16 protein-coding genes are annotated in these 18,123 nt (G+C 63.3%); 6 read left to right on the plus strand and 10 right to left on the minus strand.

Translation table 11 applies throughout. The features are described from left to right. Positions 1-120: 120 nt before the first annotated feature. Together NKJ37_RS20215 and ftsE are read right to left on the minus strand one after the other, a co-directional pair. Positions 121-1,116: a cell division protein FtsX gene (locus NKJ37_RS20215; protein WP_027038121.1), complete on the minus strand. Its 996-nt coding sequence runs from the start codon at positions 1,114-1,116 to the stop codon at positions 121-123. Further along, positions 1,109-1,768: a cell division ATP-binding protein FtsE gene (ftsE, locus tag NKJ37_RS20220; RefSeq protein ID WP_010911739.1), complete on the minus strand. Its 660-nt coding sequence runs from the start codon at positions 1,766-1,768 to the stop codon at positions 1,109-1,111. The genes NKJ37_RS20215 and ftsE overlap by 8 nt, the downstream gene beginning before the upstream one ends. Positions 1,769-1,960: 192 nt before the next feature. Here ftsE and NKJ37_RS20225 point away from each other — a divergent pair, with 192 nt between their 5' ends. The 3 genes from NKJ37_RS20225 (at position 1,961) to NKJ37_RS20235 (ending at position 3,741) form a co-directional block, all read left to right on the plus strand. Next, a complete protein-coding gene (locus NKJ37_RS20225; RefSeq protein WP_352612750.1) occupies positions 1,961-2,605 on the plus strand; it encodes a hypothetical protein in 645 nt (214 codons plus the stop codon). Between the two features lie 23 nt (positions 2,606-2,628). Then, the gene (gene hpt / locus NKJ37_RS20230; protein ID WP_352441732.1) at positions 2,629-3,171 is read left to right on the plus strand and encodes a hypoxanthine phosphoribosyltransferase; all 543 of its coding nucleotides are present in this window, start codon (positions 2,629-2,631) and stop codon (positions 3,169-3,171) included. Between the two features lie 198 nt (positions 3,172-3,369). Next, positions 3,370-3,741, plus strand: a complete 372-nt coding sequence (locus NKJ37_RS20235; protein ID WP_352441731.1) for a response regulator — start codon at positions 3,370-3,372, stop codon at positions 3,739-3,741. Here NKJ37_RS20235 and NKJ37_RS20240 read toward each other — a convergent pair whose 3' ends face one another. Continuing rightward, positions 3,742-4,689, minus strand: a complete 948-nt coding sequence (locus NKJ37_RS20240) for a DMT family transporter (RefSeq protein WP_352441784.1) — start codon at positions 4,687-4,689, stop codon at positions 3,742-3,744. 222 nt (positions 4,690-4,911) lie between these two features. On the opposite strand from NKJ37_RS20240, the gene NKJ37_RS20245 reads away from it, so the two are divergent. Beyond that, the gene (locus NKJ37_RS20245; RefSeq protein ID WP_023811107.1) at positions 4,912-5,793 is read left to right on the plus strand and encodes a LysR family transcriptional regulator; all 882 of its coding nucleotides are present in this window, start codon (positions 4,912-4,914) and stop codon (positions 5,791-5,793) included. On the opposite strand, the gene NKJ37_RS20250 is transcribed toward NKJ37_RS20245, so the two are convergent. The 6 genes from NKJ37_RS20250 to argH all read right to left on the minus strand — a co-directional run bounded on the left by NKJ37_RS20250 (position 5,772) and on the right by argH (position 13,116). After that, positions 5,772-6,143 carry a glyoxalase superfamily protein gene (locus tag NKJ37_RS20250; RefSeq protein ID WP_352441730.1) on the minus strand — a complete coding sequence of 124 codons (372 nt, stop codon included), beginning with the start codon at positions 6,141-6,143 and terminating at the stop codon, positions 5,772-5,774. The genes NKJ37_RS20245 and NKJ37_RS20250 overlap by 22 nt on opposite strands. Before the next feature lie 109 nt (positions 6,144-6,252). Next, positions 6,253-8,841 carry a TIGR02302 family protein gene (locus NKJ37_RS20255; protein WP_128304652.1) on the minus strand — a complete coding sequence of 863 codons (2,589 nt, stop codon included), beginning with the start codon at positions 8,839-8,841 and terminating at the stop codon, positions 6,253-6,255. Positions 8,842-9,076: 235 nt separating this feature from the next. Continuing rightward, positions 9,077-10,018 carry a threonine/serine dehydratase gene (locus NKJ37_RS20260; RefSeq protein WP_352774804.1) on the minus strand — a complete coding sequence of 314 codons (942 nt, stop codon included), beginning with the start codon at positions 10,016-10,018 and terminating at the stop codon, positions 9,077-9,079. A gap of 39 nt (positions 10,019-10,057) precedes the next feature. Continuing rightward, on the minus strand, positions 10,058-11,326 hold the full coding sequence (lysA, locus tag NKJ37_RS20265) for a diaminopimelate decarboxylase (protein ID WP_128304650.1): 1,269 nt from the start codon (positions 11,324-11,326) through the stop codon (positions 10,058-10,060). A gap of 64 nt (positions 11,327-11,390) precedes the next feature. Further along, positions 11,391-11,597, minus strand: a complete 207-nt coding sequence (gene lptM / locus NKJ37_RS20270; RefSeq protein WP_023811112.1) for an LPS translocon maturation chaperone LptM — start codon at positions 11,595-11,597, stop codon at positions 11,391-11,393. A gap of 118 nt (positions 11,598-11,715) precedes the next feature. After that, positions 11,716-13,116, minus strand: a complete 1,401-nt coding sequence (argH, locus tag NKJ37_RS20275; RefSeq protein WP_352675522.1) for an argininosuccinate lyase — start codon at positions 13,114-13,116, stop codon at positions 11,716-11,718. A 35-nt stretch (positions 13,117-13,151) separates the two neighbouring features. Between argH and tlpA the strand changes: the two genes are divergently transcribed. Next, on the plus strand, positions 13,152-13,841 hold the full coding sequence (tlpA, locus tag NKJ37_RS20280; protein ID WP_352774806.1) for a thiol:disulfide interchange protein TlpA: 690 nt from the start codon (positions 13,152-13,154) through the stop codon (positions 13,839-13,841). Here tlpA and NKJ37_RS20285 read toward each other — a convergent pair. Beyond that, complete coding sequence (locus NKJ37_RS20285) at positions 13,838-16,270, minus strand: sensor domain-containing diguanylate cyclase (protein ID WP_023811115.1); 2,433 nt, start codon at positions 16,268-16,270, stop codon at positions 13,838-13,840. The genes tlpA and NKJ37_RS20285 overlap by 4 nt on opposite strands. Before the next feature lie 360 nt (positions 16,271-16,630). Between NKJ37_RS20285 and ugpB the strand changes: the two genes are divergently transcribed. Further along, on the plus strand, positions 16,631-17,941 hold the full coding sequence (ugpB, locus tag NKJ37_RS20290) for a sn-glycerol-3-phosphate ABC transporter substrate-binding protein UgpB (protein WP_023811116.1): 1,311 nt from the start codon (positions 16,631-16,633) through the stop codon (positions 17,939-17,941). Positions 17,942-18,123 lie beyond the last annotated feature (182 nt).

An 18,123-nucleotide genomic window follows, 5' to 3' on the forward strand; every position in this document is an offset into this window, starting at 1 on the left:
AAATGCGGCTTTGGGTAGGTAAAAGACGCACTTTGCGTTACGTGAATTCTCCATCCGTGATCACCCTGTTTTATCCATGGCGTTGTCCCAAAACCGGTTCCCACTTTTGGGCGACATGAATTAGCCTGCATCCGGTTGGCGGACATCGATGTCGCTGAGATAGGCAACCACGGTGGCGTGGGACGTGGCAGCCGTCAGTCCGCCGATCACCAGCACCATCAACACGACACCGAGATAGCCTGCCGAACCGATGGCGAAATTGCCGAACAGGGCGGTCGCCTGGTCGGCCTGCGGCGTCGCCATATTGCGCGACGACCACCAGGAAAAGACGATGAACACGAGCACTGCGGCGGCACCGCCAGCCGCTGCTCCCTTCATGCCGGTGACCAGGAAATGCCGGCGGAATTCGCGCGCGATGAAGCGTGCCTCGGCGCCGACGAAATGCAGCACCTCGATGATGTGACCGTTGCCGGCCATGGCTCCGCGCGTCGCGAACACCACGGTCAGCACGGTCGCCGACAGCATCAGCGCCAGCACGGCAATGCCGATGGTCACCGTCGTGCGGGCCATCGCCACCAGCCGGTCGACCCAGGTGCGGTGATCGTCGAGCGATGCGCTCGGCAGTTTCGGCGTGATCGCGGCGCGCATGGCGGCGAAATCGGGCGGGCTGTTCTCGTCGATGGTGACGATAATCAGGCGCGGCACGGGTAATTCGTCGATGTTGAGCCCCGAGCCCAGCCAGGGCTCAAGGAGCCTCGCGGTCGCCTCGCGGTCGATGATCCGGGTCGTCTTGACGCCAGGGAATTCACCGGCGATCTGGGAGGCCTGGGTAAGGGCTGCTTCCATGTCGAGCCCGTCGACCGGCTTGATCTGGATGGTCGCCTCGCGCGAAATCTGGTTCTCCCAGACGGACGCTGTGTCGCGCACCAGCGTCACCGCGCCGAAAGTCAGGCAGGACAGGAAGGTCATGATGGCGATGACCAGGACCAGTGCCCGGCCAGCGATGTTCTGCGCCGGCACGATCGGCGCCATCCTGCGCTGGGCGCGGGGCTTTGCCTCGGTCGCCTCGGCGTCCTGCTCCCGTTCCACAAAATGTTCGGCGGACAGTTCAGTCATAGATGTCCAGCCTTCCGCCGGCCAGGATCATGCGGCGCGCGTCGACCTGTTCCATCAGGCCAAGGTCGTGGGTGGCGATCACCACCGCGGTGCCGAGCCGGTTGAGCTCGATGAACAGCCGCAGCAGGCGTCGCGCCAGCGGCGGATCGACATTGCCGGTCGGTTCGTCGGCGAGCAGGATTTCCGGCTGCTCGATCAGCGCCCGCGCGATCGCCGCGCGCTGCTTCTCGCCGCCGGACAGAACCGGCGGCAGCACGTGCATGCGCTCGCCCAGCCCGACCCACTTCAACAACTCGGTGACATCGGTGCGGTAGCTCGCCTCCTCGCGCCCGCGCACGCGCAGCGGCAGCGCGACGTTCTCGTAGGTGGTCATGTGGTCGAGCAGGCGAAAATCCTGGAACACCACGCCGATGCGGCGGCGCAGATGCGGCAATTCGGTGCGCGAGATGCGCGAACGGTCCTTGCCAAAGATGGTGATCAGCCCGCGCGTCGGCTTCAGCGACATGAACAGCAGGCGCAGCAAGGTCGTCTTGCCGGCGCCCGAAGGCCCGCTCAGGAACTGGAAGGAGCGCTCCGGTATGTGCAGGGAGATGTCGCGGAGGATTTCCGGACCCATGCCATAGCGGAGGCCGACATTTTCGAAACGAATCAATTTCGACGACCTGAATTTCGGCACGGCGGCGAGCCGGCCTGTTCTAGATAAAGACCATCGGCCGGCATGGTTAACCGGCGGTTAATTTCTGGGCTGTTTCGGCTCGTCACGAGGGCTCCGGTGGGGAAGCGTTAACCATTTGTGTTTACGCAAAAGAAACGAAAAGCGAACACGTGCTGCAATGCTGGGGCCATGATGGCTGACGATCGAACCGCGCGCCCGGTTTCCGGCGAAATCATGACCGATCCGGCGGCAATTGCCGCAGCGGACAGGTTCATGCGTGGTTCGGCCGCCGACATCGTCGATGCCGACTACGTAGTGATGCCGCGCCTTGCGCCTGCGGTGGAAAGCGTTTCGCCGCTGCCGCGCGCGATCGTCACGCCGCCCATCGAAGGCATGGACATGCTGCGCAAGCCCGAAGCCTCACCGGAGCGGCTACCGGCCTCGCGCGGCGGACCGATCTTCTGGGTCGCTGGTATCGGCGCTGCCTTGGCCGCGTTCTGGGTCTCCGGCGGGCACGCGCTGGTGCGCCAGGCGCCGTTCCTGTCCAGCGCGCAGGCGTCGGCGCTCAGCATTTCGGGCGTCACGTCACGCGTCGACGCTACCGGGCCGAACGCCGCACTGTTCGTCGATGGCGAGGCCGTCAATGACGGTGCGAAACCGACGCAGTTGCCGCCGCTTGAAATCCGGGTGACTGGCAATGACGGGCAGACCACCCGCTATACGTTGGGGACATCCGGCCGCTCGCTGGCCTCTGGCGAAAGATTCGGCTTTGCCAGCCGGCTCGACGTGCCTAGAAACGGTGTGAAGACCGTGTCGGTCACTTTCGCCGAATAGGCGATCACCGGGGAAGACCATCAATGCCCATCGTACGCGGCAAGGACATCGAGGTTCTGTTTTCAGCATCGGCGATCGCGCGGCGCAATCTGGAACTCGCCAAGGAGATTGCCGGCCACGACTATCACGATCTGCTGGTGATCTCGGTCCTGAAGGGCTCGTTCATCTTCGCCGCAGATCTCATCCGCGCCATGCATGATGTCGGCCTGTCGCCGGAGGTCGAATTCATCTTCATCTCCAGCTATGGCGCCGGCACCAGCAGCGGCGAGGTGAGGGTGCTGCGCGAAATCGACAATGAGGTCGCCGGCCGCGACGTGCTGCTGATCGACGACATTCTCGAATCGGGGAAGACGCTGAGCTTTACCCGCGAGCTGATGTTGTCGCGGGGCGCCAAGAGCTGTTCGATCGCCGTGCTGCTCGACAAGCGCATGCGCCGCCAGACCGAGCTCAATGCCGACTATGTCGGCTTCGACTGCCCCGACTATTTCGTTGTCGGCTACGGCATGGATGTCGCGCATGCTTTTCGCGAGTTGCCGTTTGTCGGTGTCGTCAAAGGGGATGTCTGAGCGGCATCAAAAAGGTTTGCTGATGCTTAGAGCGGTTCGCCGCTTCACGAAAACGCCGAACCGCTCTAGTTTTTTGTTTTGACGCAATTCCCAAGGGAAAGCGCTATGCGCTTTTCCCGGAAAACCGTCTCACACTTTTCCTGAATTGCTCGGGGGCTTTCAGGAAAAGTCAACTTTTCGCGGCCAAATATGCCGGCCATGGCAAAGCTTCTGATCGTCGAGGACGATGAGTCCGTCCGCACCCTGGCCGCCCGCGCGCTTGAACGCGCCGGGCACACAATCGATATCGCGGCGGACGGCGCGCAGGGGCTTGCGCAGATCAAGGCAGCGCGTGGCGGCTACGATCTGGTCGTCTCCGATATCCGCATGCCGGAGATGGACGGCATCGAGATGGCGATCGCGGCGGCAGCATTGTTTCCGGCGATGAAGATCGTGCTGATGACCGGCTATGCCGACCAGCGCGAGCGCGCCGAGGAGTTGAACGGCATCATCCTCGATGTCGTGCAGAAGCCCTTCACGCTGGCCGAAATCCGCTCGCGCGTCGAACGGGCGCTGATCTGCTTCGCCTGATCAGGCTGGATCGGTGGCAGCGAGCACGGGTGGGGGGCTTTTACGCCGTTCGGTGTTGAGCGCCAGCAGGCCGGCGCCGATGATCAAGGCGGCACCGATGACGGTCGTCGACCGCGGCACCTCGGCGAAGAACAGGAAACCCCACAGCGGCGACCACAGGATGCCGGTGTATTCGAAAGTGGCAACGCGGTTGGCCTGCGCCATCCGGTAGGCCTGCGACAGCAGGATCATGCCGGCGGAGGCGACGAAACCGCAGGCCGCCATCTTGAGAAAATCGGGCAGCGTCGGCCACAGCCAGGGCCGTACCAGGAATTCCAGGCTCGGGTGGACGGCGTGGGTGATGCCGGCCAGGTGAAATGCCCCGGCAACCACGGCGGCGCCGACCAGATAGGCGCCGTTCTGATAGAAGGCCATGACGGTGGACGATTCAGTATCGCCGATCTTGCGGGCCATCAGCTGCGAAAAACCATAGAGCGCCGCCGAGCCCAGCGACAGCAGCGCTGCCCAGTCGAACAGCCCTGCGCCGGGACGCAGCATCACGAGGACGCCGAACAAGCCGATCAGCACGGTTGCCAGTGTCTGCCAGGAGACGCGCTCGCCAAGGTACGGCCCGGCCAGCACCATGATGAACAGCGGCGCCATGAAATAGAGCGCCACCGCATCGGCAAGCGGCAAGGCGGCGATGGCCAGGTAGTACATCGTATAGGAGGTGAACTGGATGAAGGCGCGCACCGTCAGCATGCCGAATCGCTTCGACTGGATCGCCCGCAGGCCGACGTCGGCATGGACCAGAACGATCAGGATCGGCAGGGCGACGATCGAGCGGATCGCCATCACCTCGGTCACTGGATAGCCGCTCGACACGGCTTTGACGAGCGGATCCTGCAGCGAAAAGATCAGCACGCCGAGGCACAGGCTCAGGATGCCGCCCACCATCCGATTCTGCATCTGCATCCAGGCTCCTGCGCGTACGGTCCGAAGCTGTCGCCTGCGGCGTAAAAAGAACCCGCCACCGTTTCGGGCAGCGGGCACGAGTGAGGACTCTTGATTGGTCCGCGGCTGATTTCGCAGCCGCATATCCAATGGGTGAGGCGACTATCGTCCGCCATTTGACATGTTGCAAACGAATTGGAATGATGCCAGCAATCAAATTCCCTTATGGCGGATTTCATGCGGCCGACCCTCGACAGCGATCTCCTGCGCACCTTCGTGGCGATTGCCGAGACCGGCAATTTCACCAAGGCGGCGGAGCAGGCCGGCCGCACCCAGTCCGCGGTGTCGATGCAGATGAAGAAGCTCGAAGAGCTGATCGGCGCCAGCCTGTTCGAGCGCGGTTCGCGCGGCGTCGCGTTGACGCGGCGCGGCGGCGAACTCATCGTCAACGCCCGCCGCATTGTCTCGCTGCTCGACGAGACGTCGGCATCGATGGCGGCAGCGCCGCTTGGCGGGCCGGTCCGCATCGGCATTCCGGAGGAATATGGCCACGCCATCCTGTCGCGCGCGCTCGGCGCTTTTTCGAAGCGTCATACGCAGGTCGAGGTCACCGTGCGCTATGCCCATTCCGGGGCGCAGATGGCGGCGCTCGCTGCCGGCGAGCTCGATCTGTGCGTGGTGTTCGAATGGCAGGATCCTGCCGGCGGCGAAGTGCTGATGCAGGACCCGACCGTGTGGGTGACGTCGACCCTGCACCATATGCATGAGGAACAGCCGGTGCCGATCGCGCTCTACAACCGGGCCGGCTGGTGCAAGGACTTTGCCATCAAATCACTGGAGCAGCGCGATCTTGCCTATCGTGTCGCCTATACCAGCGACACCACCGGCGGCCTCAAGCTCGCCGTCACCTCCGGACTGGCGATCGCGCCGATTTCGCGCAGCAACATTCCGGACGGCTGTCGTGAACTGACCACGGCAGACGGATTCGGCGCCATCGATTCCTCGAACGTGGTGATGCACCGCAACCCGAATGCGTCAGGCGAGGCGATCGACGGCATGCAGGATGCTATCCGCGAAGCCTTCGTCAACAGGCTCAGTCAGCCGGCGGCATCCTCGTAGAAATGCAGCCTGTTGCCGAACGGATCGGCGACCGATATCTCGCGGGTCTTCCAAGGCGTCTCTTCCACGCCCGGCCTGGCGAAGCGGTAGTTTTTGCCAATCAGTTCGCCATGAAGAGCCGTGATGTCCTCGACCTCGATGCGCACGGCGATGCCGGGTGCACCGTCGCCGTGATGTTCGCTGAGATGCAGAACACAGCCGTCGCGGCCTACCGCCATGTAAAGCGGCGCGTCGTCGGCGAAGCGATGTTCCCACTGCACCTCGAAGCCGAGGAAGCCGACGTAGAATTCACGTGCCTTGGCAATGTCGAAGATGCGCAGGATGGGTGTGACGGCGCCAAGTCTGGGCATGGTGGTGCAACCGTGCGAGAGGGTTTTCAGGTGGGATGGCGGACGGCAATCCCTTTGTTTTATAGCAATTCCGGACGGAAAACCGCTTCATAATTTTCGTGGAATTGCTCTATTTCAGCTCGAGCAGCCGTTCCAGATAGCTGCGTTCAATGTCAGGGCTGAGCGCATTGCCGAGCCGCTTGCGGATCGCTTCCAGTATCTGGCGGGCACGCTGCACGTCGATCTCGTCGGGCACCTTCACCGAATCGCCGAAGTCGGGACCCGTGCTGGCGCGTGGCCGGCCGAGCGGATCACGATCGGCGTTCTGCTGGCGGCCGCCTTCCTCGCCGCCGCCCTGGTCGCCTTGCATGGCCTGCATCTGCTTCATCATGTCCTTGGCGCCCTTGCGCAGCGCTTCCAGCGCCCGGCCCTGATGACCGACGGCCGCATCGCCTTCGCCCTCGCCGAGTGCCTGTTCGGCATTGCCCATGGACTTGCCGGCCTCGCCAAATCCTTCATTGGGCTCCATACCCATGCCTTCGAGGCCTTTCTTCAGCTGCTCGAGGTCGCTTTGCAGTTGGCCCTGGCCCTGCTGCAGCTGTTTCAGCGCATCGGCGAATTCCTGGGGTGTCATCGGCTTTTGCCGGGCGAGCGGATCGCGGTCTTCGCCGACGCCGGGTCTGTCCTCATCCTGGCCGCCTTCGCCGAGCTGCTCGTCACGGTTCTGCCCGCGCTGGCGCTCGCCACGCTGCATCTGATCCATGCGGAAGGTTTCGTTCATCATCTCCTGCTGACGTCGCAGGATCTCGCCCAGCTTGTCCATCTGCTGGCGCATCTCGCTGTCCTGCTGGCCGCCTTGCTGCTGACGGCCGGCTTGCAGATTGTTCATCATGTCCTGCAGTTGCGACAGCAGTTGCTGGGCCTTGTCGCGATCTCCGGACTTCGCCAGGTTTTCGATCTGGTCCATCATGCGATCGATGTCGCTCTGGCGTAGTTCCTGGCCGTTCTGCTGCATCTGCGGGGCGTTGGGATTCTGCTTGGCGCGCTCCGCGAATTCCTGCAGGAACTGGTTCATCGCCTCGCGCAGTTCCTTCATCGCCTTTTCGATTTCAGCGTCGCTGGCGCCATTCTTGATGGCGTCCTGCAGCGCCTGTTGCGCTTGGCGCAGCCGCTTTTCGGCGGCCGAAAGATTGCCTTCCTCGATGCCGAGCGCGATTTCCCAGAGATAGGAGACCTCGCTGCGCAATTGATCGTCGCTCTCGGCCATCTTCAGCCGGGTGCGGGCACTCATAATGGCGAGGTAGTGGGACATATTGTCGAACGTGTCTTCCGGCCGCAGCGTGATGGCGTCCATCAGGTCGAGCACGCGCGGCTTGGCGTTGGCGTCGAGCGCCAGCAGGCGGCGCTGTTCGATCACGGCGCGTGCCAGCGGATTGGCGAAAGGCCGCTCCGGCATCAGCAGCGTCTTGGTTTGGCTCGATGCGGTGTGCCCGGCATCGTCGGTGGCGACCAGCGTCAGCTTAATGCTGCTGCCGGCCCAGACATGCTCGGTCAGGTCCTTGGAGGTCCTGGCGGCGTTCGACTTGCCGCCGCGGCGCGGCAGCGTCAGCGGCATTTCAGGTGCACCGTACAGCGGACGCGCATTCGGCGCCTGCGGATCGGCGAGCGCGAACACCGCCTTGGCGGTGGCGGCGCCATAGTCGTCGTCGATTTGGTAGTTTAGCTCGAAGGCGCCATTGGCGGCGCGCTTGGGCTCGCCGACGAAGCGGATCTGCGGCGGCTTGTCCGATATGACCGCGAAGGCCCAGCGGCCGAGCTGTTCCTCGCCCGACGTCAGCGTCAGCGTGCCGTCGCCGGTCAGCTTGCTGGTGAACTGGCGCACCTTGGACGGCGTCGCCGGGCTTGCAGCCGGCTTGGCGGCGGTCTGCGGCGCAGCGGGGTCGATGACGCGGGCGTTGCCATTCTTGTCGGCATAGCCGAGCGTTTCCTCGCCCGAGCCGCCCGTCACGCGCAGCGAAACGTCGCTGCCTTCGGGAACCGTAAAGGTCGGGATCGCCTGGTTTGCGTCGGCGGTCAAGAAGATCGGCGGCTTGCCGGTATAGGCCGGTGGCGTCACCCATGCATCGATGCGCGGAGGCACGATATCGCGCGTCCCATGGGCATTGAAGCCGTCGCTGATCCTGCCGCCCGTCGGTCCGAAGGAGAAGGCGAAGGCGGTAACGAGCAAAAGGGCCGCCACCGCGCGCAGCCCCCAGGGGTCGCGCTCCGGCACGCGCGTGCGCGGCAGGTCGGCGCCAAGGTTGTCGAGCTTTCCGGCCATGCGCTTCTGGTGTTCACGCCACAACGCCTGCGAGAAGCTGCTTTCCCTGCCGCTGGGCCGGTCGGTCTGCACCAGCACCGGGCTGTGCAACAATTGATTGGCGGCCTCGATGCGGCGGTCGATTTCGCCGGCGCCCGGCAGGCGGAAGAAGCGCAGCGGATAGAGCGCGGCCAGTGCCGCTATGGCAAAAGCAGCGACGAGGCCGATGCGCGCCATATCCGGCAGCCGGGAGAACAGCCCGAGCCAGGAGATGCTGAGGAACAGGCTGGCGACGATGACGAGCGGAAGCAGCAACGGCCAGCCGCGCTCGACCATCATCGAGACCCGCGTCGCCAGCCGGCTCACGGCCAGCCGCCCGGCGAGGCCGCGATTGCTGCTGAAGGTGGGTCGTTGCGTCATCGGCCCTTCCTTGAGCCTATCCCGGAAACCGGGATGCGGCCCTATCCCTATGAGCATGATCTGTTCCGAAAGGGATTTCACTTTTCGGGATCATGCTGTGGAGCGGGCAGGATAGCCCGACGCCTCACGACTCAAAGAATACCAGCAAACACGGCAAAGGCGAGGCAGTTCGGAAAAACGTGAAGTGGCCGTTATCGTTCCATCCTGCATACCCTTCAGAAGTTGGTGGGCCCCTTTAGAAGGTAGCGGGGTCCGCATTCGCCCCGCAGACCAGCACGGCGACCCGTTCGCCCGCCGCCGGCGTATAGCGGCCCGACAGGACCGCGGCAAAGGCGGCCGCACCTCCCGGCTCGGAGATGATGCGGGCCCGGTTCCACAGCGCCTTCTGCGCGGCGATGATGTCGTCGTCGCTGACCAAGATCGAGCGTTCGACAAAGGCTTCGGCGATCGGGAACATCATTTCGCCGACGCGCTTTGGCGCCAGCGAATCGGCGGCGATGCCCTCGGCCGGTGCGTCGACGGGGTGTCCGGCCTCGAAGGCGCGATGAAGCGTCGGCGCCCCTTCCGGCTCGACGGCGATGATAAGAATGCGGCCGGCGAACCAGGCAGCGATGCCGCCGATCAGGCCGCCGCCGCCGACAGCGACCAGCAGCGTGTCGATCTTAGGCAAATCGCTCTCGATTTCGAGCCCGAGCGTGCCCTGGCCGACAAGCGTTTCCTCCTGGTTGAAGGCATGGATCTGCAAGGCGCCGGTCTCCTCGGCGAACCGTTCGCTGGCCGCCAGCGCCTCGGCGTAGCGGGCGCCGCCGACGATCAGTTCGGCGCCGTAGGAGCGGATTCGCTCCAGTTTGGCTGGCGGGCTCACTTCGGGAACGAAGATGGTCGCCTTGTGGCCGAGCCGCATGGCGGCATAGGCGACGGCCGCGCCATGGTTGCCGCCCGATGCCGCGACGACACCGGCGTCGGGAACCGGCCGCTCCAGGAGATTGGTGAAAGCGCCGCGCGCCTTGAACGAGCCGGAATGCTGCAGGCATTCGAGCTTCAGGTCGACGGCCAGCGGCGGCCGGTCGAAGTCGGCCATGTCGACGCGCAGCACTGGCGTGAGCCTGATATAGGGGCGGATGCGCGGTTCCATTGCGGCAATGCGCTCGCGTGTGACGGTGATGCCGTTCGTCATGATTGCTCCCTGCGACGGGTAGGTGTGTTTCCGGCGCTTCTATGCAAGCCAGTCGGGCATGGAATCCAGCCCGATCAGGTCGTCATAGGTCAGGCGTGGGCGCACGACGTGGAACCGGTCGCCGTCGACCAGCACTTCCGGAACCAGCAGACGCGTGTTGTAGGTGCCGGCCTGTACCGCGCCATAGGCGCCGGCGGTGGAGACGGCAATCAGGTCGCCGGCCTTCAGCCTGGGCAGATCGCGGTCCAGGCCGATATAGTCGCCGGTCTCGCAGACCGGGCCGACCACGTCGACCATCATGCGCGGCGTGTCGGCCGGCGGCTGCACGACCGGACGGATGTCGTGGAAGGCGTCGTAGAGCGTCGGCCGGATGAGATCGTTCATTGCGGCGTCGACGACGAGGAAGTTCTTGGCGTCGCCTTCCTTCACGAAGATCACTTCCGAGACGAGGATGCCGGCATTGCCTGATATCAGCCGGCCAGGCTCGAACATCACCTTTAGCCCGAGCTTGGTGACATGCTTCCTGACGATCTGGGCATAGGCGTCGGGCAGCGGCGGCGGGTTGTTGTCGATGCGGTAGGGAATGCCGAGCCCGCCGCCGACATCGATATGCTCGATGGCATGGCCGTCCGCCCGTAGCGCGCCGACGAGATCGACAAGCAGGGCGAAGGCATCGTCGAAGGGCTGCAGCTCGGTGATCTGGCTGCCGATATGGGTATCGATGCCGGTGATCCTGATGCCGGGAAGCTTTGCCGCGCGGGCATAAACCTGCCGCGCCCGCTGCCACGGGATGCCGAACTTGTTCTCGGCCTTGCCGGTGGAGATCTTCTTGTGGGTCTTGGCGTCGACGTCGGGATTGATGCGCAGCGAGATCGGCGCCACCTTGCCAAGGGCAGTGGCCCGCGCCGACAACAGCTCGAGTTCAGGCTCGGACTCGACGTTGAAGCAAAGGATGCCGGCGGCAAGGGCAAAGTCCATTTCGCGCGCGGTCTTGCCGACGCCCGAAAACAGAATCTTGCCGGCCGGAATGCCGGCGGCCAGCGCCCGGCGCAATTCACCTTCCGAAACCACGTCGGCGCCGGCGCCGAGCTTGGCCAGCGTCCGCAGGACGGCCTGGTTGGAATTGGCCTTCATGGCGTAGCAGACCAGCGCGTCGAGCCCGGCAAAGGACTGGGCAAACACCCGGTAGTGCCTGGTCAGGGTGGCCGTCGAATAGCAGTAGAATGGCGTGCCGATCTGTGCGGCGATATCTGGTATCGCCACGTCCTCCGCATGGAGCACGCCGTCGCGGTAGTCGAAATGGTTCACGAGAGTGGTTCCGGAAAGTTGGGGCTCGATCAGATCGGGTTGGAAGGCCCCGCTCTCGTCGGCTCTAGATCAGCGGGTCGAGGATGAATTTCTTGTCCTTGACCGGTTTTTCCGGCTCCGGCGGCACGGGCTGGTGGGCCTTCGAGGCATCCTTGCGCGCCTGCACGGCCGCCTCATAGGGCGTGTCGAGAGCGCCCCTCCTGCCGCAGGCCGAAACGGCCGCGATCGCAACCAGCAGCGTCAGCGTCACCAAAATCCTGCTTCCGGTCATCGATCCATCCGTCCGAAACGTTTGTCAGCCGCCGCTTTTAGCCGAGTTCTCGGCGCATTGCACCCCGAGATATTGCTCGTCGAAATATCCGGGATATTACTGCTCGCAATATCCGGCATTACGCCTTCGCCAGCCGCTTTTTCCAGGCGCGGATCTGCTTCCTCACTTCCGACGGCGCGGTGCCGCCGAAACTGATGCGGCTCTTGACCGAGTTCTGCACCGCCAGCACCGAAAATATGTCGGCCGTGATGCCGGAATTGATCGACTGCAAATCCTCCAGTGAAAGCCTCTCCAGCCCCACCTTCTTGTCTTCGGCCAGCGCCACCGCCCGGCCGGTGACATGATGCGCCTCGCGGAACGGCAGGCCGAGCGTGCGTACCAGCCAGTCGGCAAGGTCGGTTGCTGTGGCGTGGCCGGAGCCGGCGGCCTTCTTCATCGCAACAGCGTTGACCGTCATGTCCGAGACCATGCCGGTCATCGCCGCCAGCATCAGGTCGAGCGTCTCGGCGGCGTCGAACACCGATTCCTTGTCTTCCTGCATATCCTTGCCATAGGTCAAAGGCATGCCCTTCATCACCGTTAGCAGGCCGACCAGATGACCGGTGACGCGGCCGGTCTTGCCGCGCACCAGTTCGGCGGCATCGGGGTTCTTCTTCTGCGGCATGATCGAGGAGCCGGTGGAAAACGAGTCCGACAGCCTGACGAAGCCGAACTGCGGCGTCGACCAGATGATGATCTCTTCGGCCAGCCGTGACAGATGCGTGGCGCAGATCGCGGCAAGAGCGAGGAACTCAAGCGCGAAATCGCGATCCGAGACGCTGTCGAGCGAATTGCGCATCGGCTCCCGGAAGCCGAGCGCCTTGGCGGTCCGGTGACGGTCGATCGGGAAGCTGGTGCCGGCGAGGGCCGCGGCACCGAGCGGGCTTTCGTCCATCCGCTCGATCGCATCGCGCACACGCGACAGGTCGCGCGAAAACATCTCGACATAGGCCATGCAGTGATGGCCGAAGGTCACCGGTTGTGCCGCCTGCATATGGGTAAAGCCCGGCATCACGGTCGCGGCATGCTCCTCGGCCCGCTCCAGCAGCGCCTCGATCAGCCCTTTCAACGCCTCGGCGACGCGAAAGCACTCATCCTTGACCCACAGCCTCAAATCGACTGCGACTTGATCATTGCGCGAGCGGGCGGTGTGCAGCCGGCCGGCCGCCGGGCCGATCAGATCGGCGAGGCGCGCCTCGATGTTCATGTGGATGTCTTCGAGCCGTGTCGAAAACTCGAAGCTGCCGGCCTCGATCTCTTTCAGGATCGTGTTCAGCCCGTCAGCAATTTTTTCTTGGTCGGCCGCCGAAATAATGCCCGTTTGCGCCAGCATCTCGCTGTGGGCGATCGAGCCTTTGATGTCCTGCGCATAGAGTTTGCGGTCGAAGGAGATAGACGCGTTGATCGCTTCCATGATCGCGGCCGGACCCGAGGCAAAACGTCCGCCCCACATCTGGTTGCTGGTTTTCTTGTCGCTCATGGCTATAACCCGTGCTTCGGAGCAGTTTTGAAAAAATGGCAGACGGTAGTAGATTCTTCCCGACCCCGCGCCTGATCCTCGCCGCCTTGGTGGCGGGCGCGCTGGCGGGCGCGGTCGCGGTATATGTCAGCGAGAGCCGGTCTGGCAACAATGCACCGGCACAAGCTGCCGTGGGTGAGAGCAAGGACGATGTCGCCTGCGCGGCCAAGAGCGACCGCGCCAAGAAAGTCGCGGCGTCGGCCACCGGTGAGGTTGCGGCACTTTTGCCGGCCGATCCGCCACAATCCCTGAAGAGCCTTGCCTTCAATGGCCCGGACGGCAAGCCGATGACGCTTGCCGATCATGCCGGCAAGACGGTGCTGCTCAATCTGTGGGCGACATGGTGCGCGCCGTGCCGTGCCGAAATGCCGGCGCTCGATGCGCTGCAGAAGGAAAAAGGCAGCGACGCCTTTGAAGTGGTCGCCGTCAATGTCGATGCCGGCGACGATGTGAAGCCGAAGAAGTTCCTCAGCGATACCGGCGTCACGACGCTCGATTATTACCGGGATTCGACGATGGCGCTGTTCAACGACCTCAAGAAGCGCGGCCTGGCGCTAGGCCTTCCCGTTACCATGCTGATCGACGGCGAAGGCTGCCTGATCGCCCATATGAACGGCCCGGCCGAATGGTCGGGGCCGGACGCCAGGCGGCTGATCGAGACGGCACTCAAGCCCGAGAGTTTTTAAGCCCTATTGAGGACAGGCGCGGGTGCGAAGGCCAGAACGCTTCTGTCGCGCAAGGTGGCGGGTTTGCTGCCGACAGCGGGTGCGACGACACCGGTCAGCTCGCCGAATTCCTCGATGAGAGCTGGCCTGCCGATGTAATAGCCCTGGCCGATCTCGCAGGCTTCGGCGTCCAGGAATTTCAGTTCGCCGAGCGTCTCGACACCTTCCGCCAGAACCGGCAGGCCGAGACCGCGTCCAAGTCCCAGGACGGCGCGCACGATCGCCGCGACCTGGCCGTTCTTGTCGACGGACTTGATGAAGGAGCCATCGATCTTGATCTTGTCGAAGGGGAAGGCGCGAAGGTTGGAGAGCGAGGAATAGCCTGTACCAAAATCGTCCATGGCGACGCGCACGCCCAGCGCCTTGACCTGCCGCAAGGTGGCCAGTGCCCGCGGCATGTCCTTAACAAGCGCCGTCTCGGTGATCTCAAGCTCGAGCCTGCCGGGCGCCAGGCCGGAATTCAGCAAGGTTTCGTGGACCTTGCGGCTGAAATTCGTGTTGTGGAGCTGCACCGCCGAAACGTTGACGGCCACCGTCAGCGGATTTTCCCAGCGGGCGGCTTCCTCGCAGGCAGCCGTCAGCACCCATTCGCCAATCTGGCCAATGGCTCCGCTGTCTTCGGCCACCGGGATGAATATGCTCGGCGACACGTCGCCGCGCGTCGGATGCCGCCACCGGACCAGCGCTTCGAAACCGACCATCTTTCCGCTGCTGATCTCCTTCTGCGGCTGATAGACGAGGTAGAACTCCTGGCGCGCAACCGCCTGGCGCAGTTCGTGCTCCATCACGCGCTTGTCGCGGGCCTCGGCCCCCATCGAAGCTTCGAAATAGCGATAGGTGTCCTTGCCTTCGGTCTTGGCCCGGTAGAGTGCCGTATCGGCGTGGCTTATCAAGCTGGCCTGGTTCTCGGCATCCGATGGATAAAGCGCAATGCCGATGCTGGCCGACACCAGGCCGCCGCCGACAGAAAGCCGGTTTTCCTCGCGCATGGCGGTCAGCACCGCGTCGGCGATACGGCCGGCCTCCAACGGGTCGGTCAGGTTCGGCGCGATGATGGCGAATTCGTCGCCGCCCAGCCGCGCCACCATCTGTCCCTGGCGAAGGATGCCGGTAATGCAATGCGCAACCTTCTGCAGCATGGCGTCCCCGGCGCCATGCCCATACAGGTCGTTGACCTCCTTGAACCGGTCGAGATCGAGCAGCAGAAGCGCAAGCTGGCCGCCTTTTCTGGTGCGGCCCATCGCAGCAATTTCCGTCTCCAGCCGGCCGGAAAAGCTGCGGCGATTGGCCAGTCCGGTCAATGGATCGAAATGGGCAAGCCGCAGGATCTCCTGTTCCGCCTTCTTGCGCTCGCGAATGTCGCGGACCGCGACCACGTTGTGCGGCTTGCCACAGTAGTCGATGCTCCTGGCGATCAACTCGACAGGAATGCTCGTGCCATCGCGGCCGCTCAATTCGGCCTCCTGCGGCTGTTCGCCGAAGCCTGACATGTCGGATCCGAAGAGATCGCCAAGCTGCATTCCGTTCAGCGTCGCTGTTGCGATGCCCGTCAATGTCGCCATGCTGTCATTGGCACTGATGATGCGGTTGCCGTCGCAGACGATCAGCCCCTCCACGGCGGCATTGGCCAGGCCGTGCATGCGGTCGACCTCGAGCTTCTGGCGACGGAAGCGCAAATCGATCCACAGCGCCGATGCCGACAGGACCAGGATCACCAATGTGGCGGCGGCGGCGGCGAAAGCCTGCGAGGTCGGCTCGATCGTGTATTCGGATATGACGATCGAGGGATCGGGGAAGATCGAGACGGCACCCATGCCGATGAAATGCAGGGTGCAGATTGCCAGCGTCAGCAGCACCGCGCCGCCGGATGTCGCCTTCATGGAGGGGCGGCGCTGCACGACACGCAGCGCCAGCGCCGCGAGCGTTACGCCGGCCAGAAGGGAAACGGCGACAAGCAACAGGTTCCACTCGATGCGGCCCTGAACCTCGAACGCCGCCATACCAATGTAGTGCATGGCCGCGATACCGCCGCCCAGCACGGCGCCGCCGACGAGATGATAATCGAACTCATTCCGCAAGGTGGCGATCCACATGCCGGCTGCCGTCAGAGTGACCGAAGCAGCGAGCGAAAGCACGGAGAGTGCGGGATCGTAAGCACTGGGTATGCCCGGTGTGAATGCGAGCATGGCGATGAAGTGCGTTGCCCAGATGCCGAAGCCGGTCGAAGTGGCCGCGATCATCAGCCAGGCAAGCCGGTTCCGATCGGTGGAGCGGCTTATGTGATGAAGCAGGTTGACGGCAGAGAAACAGGAAATTCCGCAGATCAGCGCGGCAAGTGCGACCAGTCTCAGATCGTGTTCGTTGACGATACAATTGTAGACCGTCAGCATTTTATTTCACCTGATCTTTGGAAATAAACAGGGCAGCAGGATTGAGTAGCGCGTTGCCGTTGAGGGATCGATAAAGTCGCCTGCAACCTTGGCGTGTCTCTTCGGGTTGCGGCGGCTGCAATCAGGGCTGACACGCCGAAGCCAGCTTGGCAGTTCCGATGGTAGTTCCTGGCGCGCTTGTCGTCGCGCTAAGCCGGCTAACCGTGTGGCTTTCCATGTCTCCAAGCGGAGGCGAGGGTGGCGTGAGGTAAAGGGTGAAGTTCGTCGATCTGCAACAAAACCGTTGTCTGATGGTCACGAGCGACACATATTGCCTTTGCGGGAGTGCCCCTTTCGCCAATGACAAACGGGAGATGAAACATGAAGTCCTTCGGCTTCGCGGCCGGTGTTGCCGCCACCTTTATGCTGCTTTCCTCAACCTCCGCTTTTGCTGTCACGCAGATCAGTTGGTGGCACGCCATGACTGGCGCCAATGCCGAAGTTGTCGACAAGATCTCCAAAGATTTCAATGCCAGCCAGAGCGACTATGAACTCGTTCCGGTGTTCAAAGGCACGTATCCCGAGACGCTGAATGCCGGCATCGCCGCCTACCGCGCGGGCCAGGCGCCCGATATCATGCAGGTGTTCGATGTCGGCACCGGCGTGATGATGGCAGCCGAAGGCGCAATCAAGCCGGCAGCCGATGTGTTGACCAGCGCTGGAATGACCTTCGACAAGAGCCAGTATCTGCCAGGCATAGTCGGCTATTATTCGAAGCCGGACGGCACCATGCTCTCCTTCCCCTACAACTCCTCCTCGCCGATCCTTTATTACAACAAGGATATCTTCAAGAAGGCTGGTCTCGACGTCGACAGCCCACCCAAGACCTGGAATGAGGTGTGGGAAGATGCCAAGAAGATCAAGGCGAGCGGCGCAGCCGCCTGCGGCTACACCTCGACCTGGCTGACCTGGATCCATCTGGAGAATTTCGCGGCCTGGAATGACGTGTCATGGGCCACCCAGCAGAACGGTCTGGCCGGCGGCGATGTCGAGCTCAAGATCAATGCGCCGATTTTCGTCAACCATTTCCAAGCGCTCGCAGACCTCGCCAAGGACGGCACCTTCAAATATGGCGGCCGCACCTCCGAAGCCAAGCAGATCTTCCTCGCTGGCGAATGCGGGATCATGACCGAATCCTCCGGCGGCCTTGGCGATATCGTCAAGTCCGGCATGAATTACGGCATCGGCCAATTGCCCTATGACAGCGACGCCAAGGGCGCGCCGCAGAACACGACGCCGGGTGGCGCCAGCCTGTGGGTTTTCGCTGATAAATCCGACGAGGAATACAAGGGCGTCGCGGCCTTCTTCGCCTACCTGTCGAAGACCGAGGTGCAAGAATACCTGCACCAGAAGTCGGGTTATCTGCCGGTGACGCTGGCGGCTTATGAAGCGACCAAGAAGTCCGGTTTCTATGACAAGAACGTCGGTCGCGAGACCCCGATCCTGCAGATGACGGGTAAGGCACCGACCGACAATTCCAAGGGCGTACGTCTGCCGAACCTGCCGCAGGTGCGCGATATCCAGAACGAGGAGTTCGAGAAGATGCTCGCCGGCCAGCAAACCGCCCAGCAGGCGCTCGACAATGCGGTTACGCGTGGCAACGCCGCGATCAAGGAAGCGCTGGGGAATTAGAGCGAGCGCAGGTCCTTTGCTCTACGGCGCGCCCATCTGTCCTGCCAGGCATCTCCCCTCGGCGAGGGGAGTTTTGCCGTCCCTTGCGATTTCGCCAATGGTCGATGATGCCAACGCCGAAACGCTCTTCAAAGCCATCTTGGCGAAGAGGGGTGCCGCATCGTGCCGCCCGCCTCATCACC

It is taken from the genome of Mesorhizobium sp. M0140, assembly GCF_040322475.1.
Lineage (GTDB): Bacteria > Pseudomonadota > Alphaproteobacteria > Rhizobiales > Rhizobiaceae > Mesorhizobium.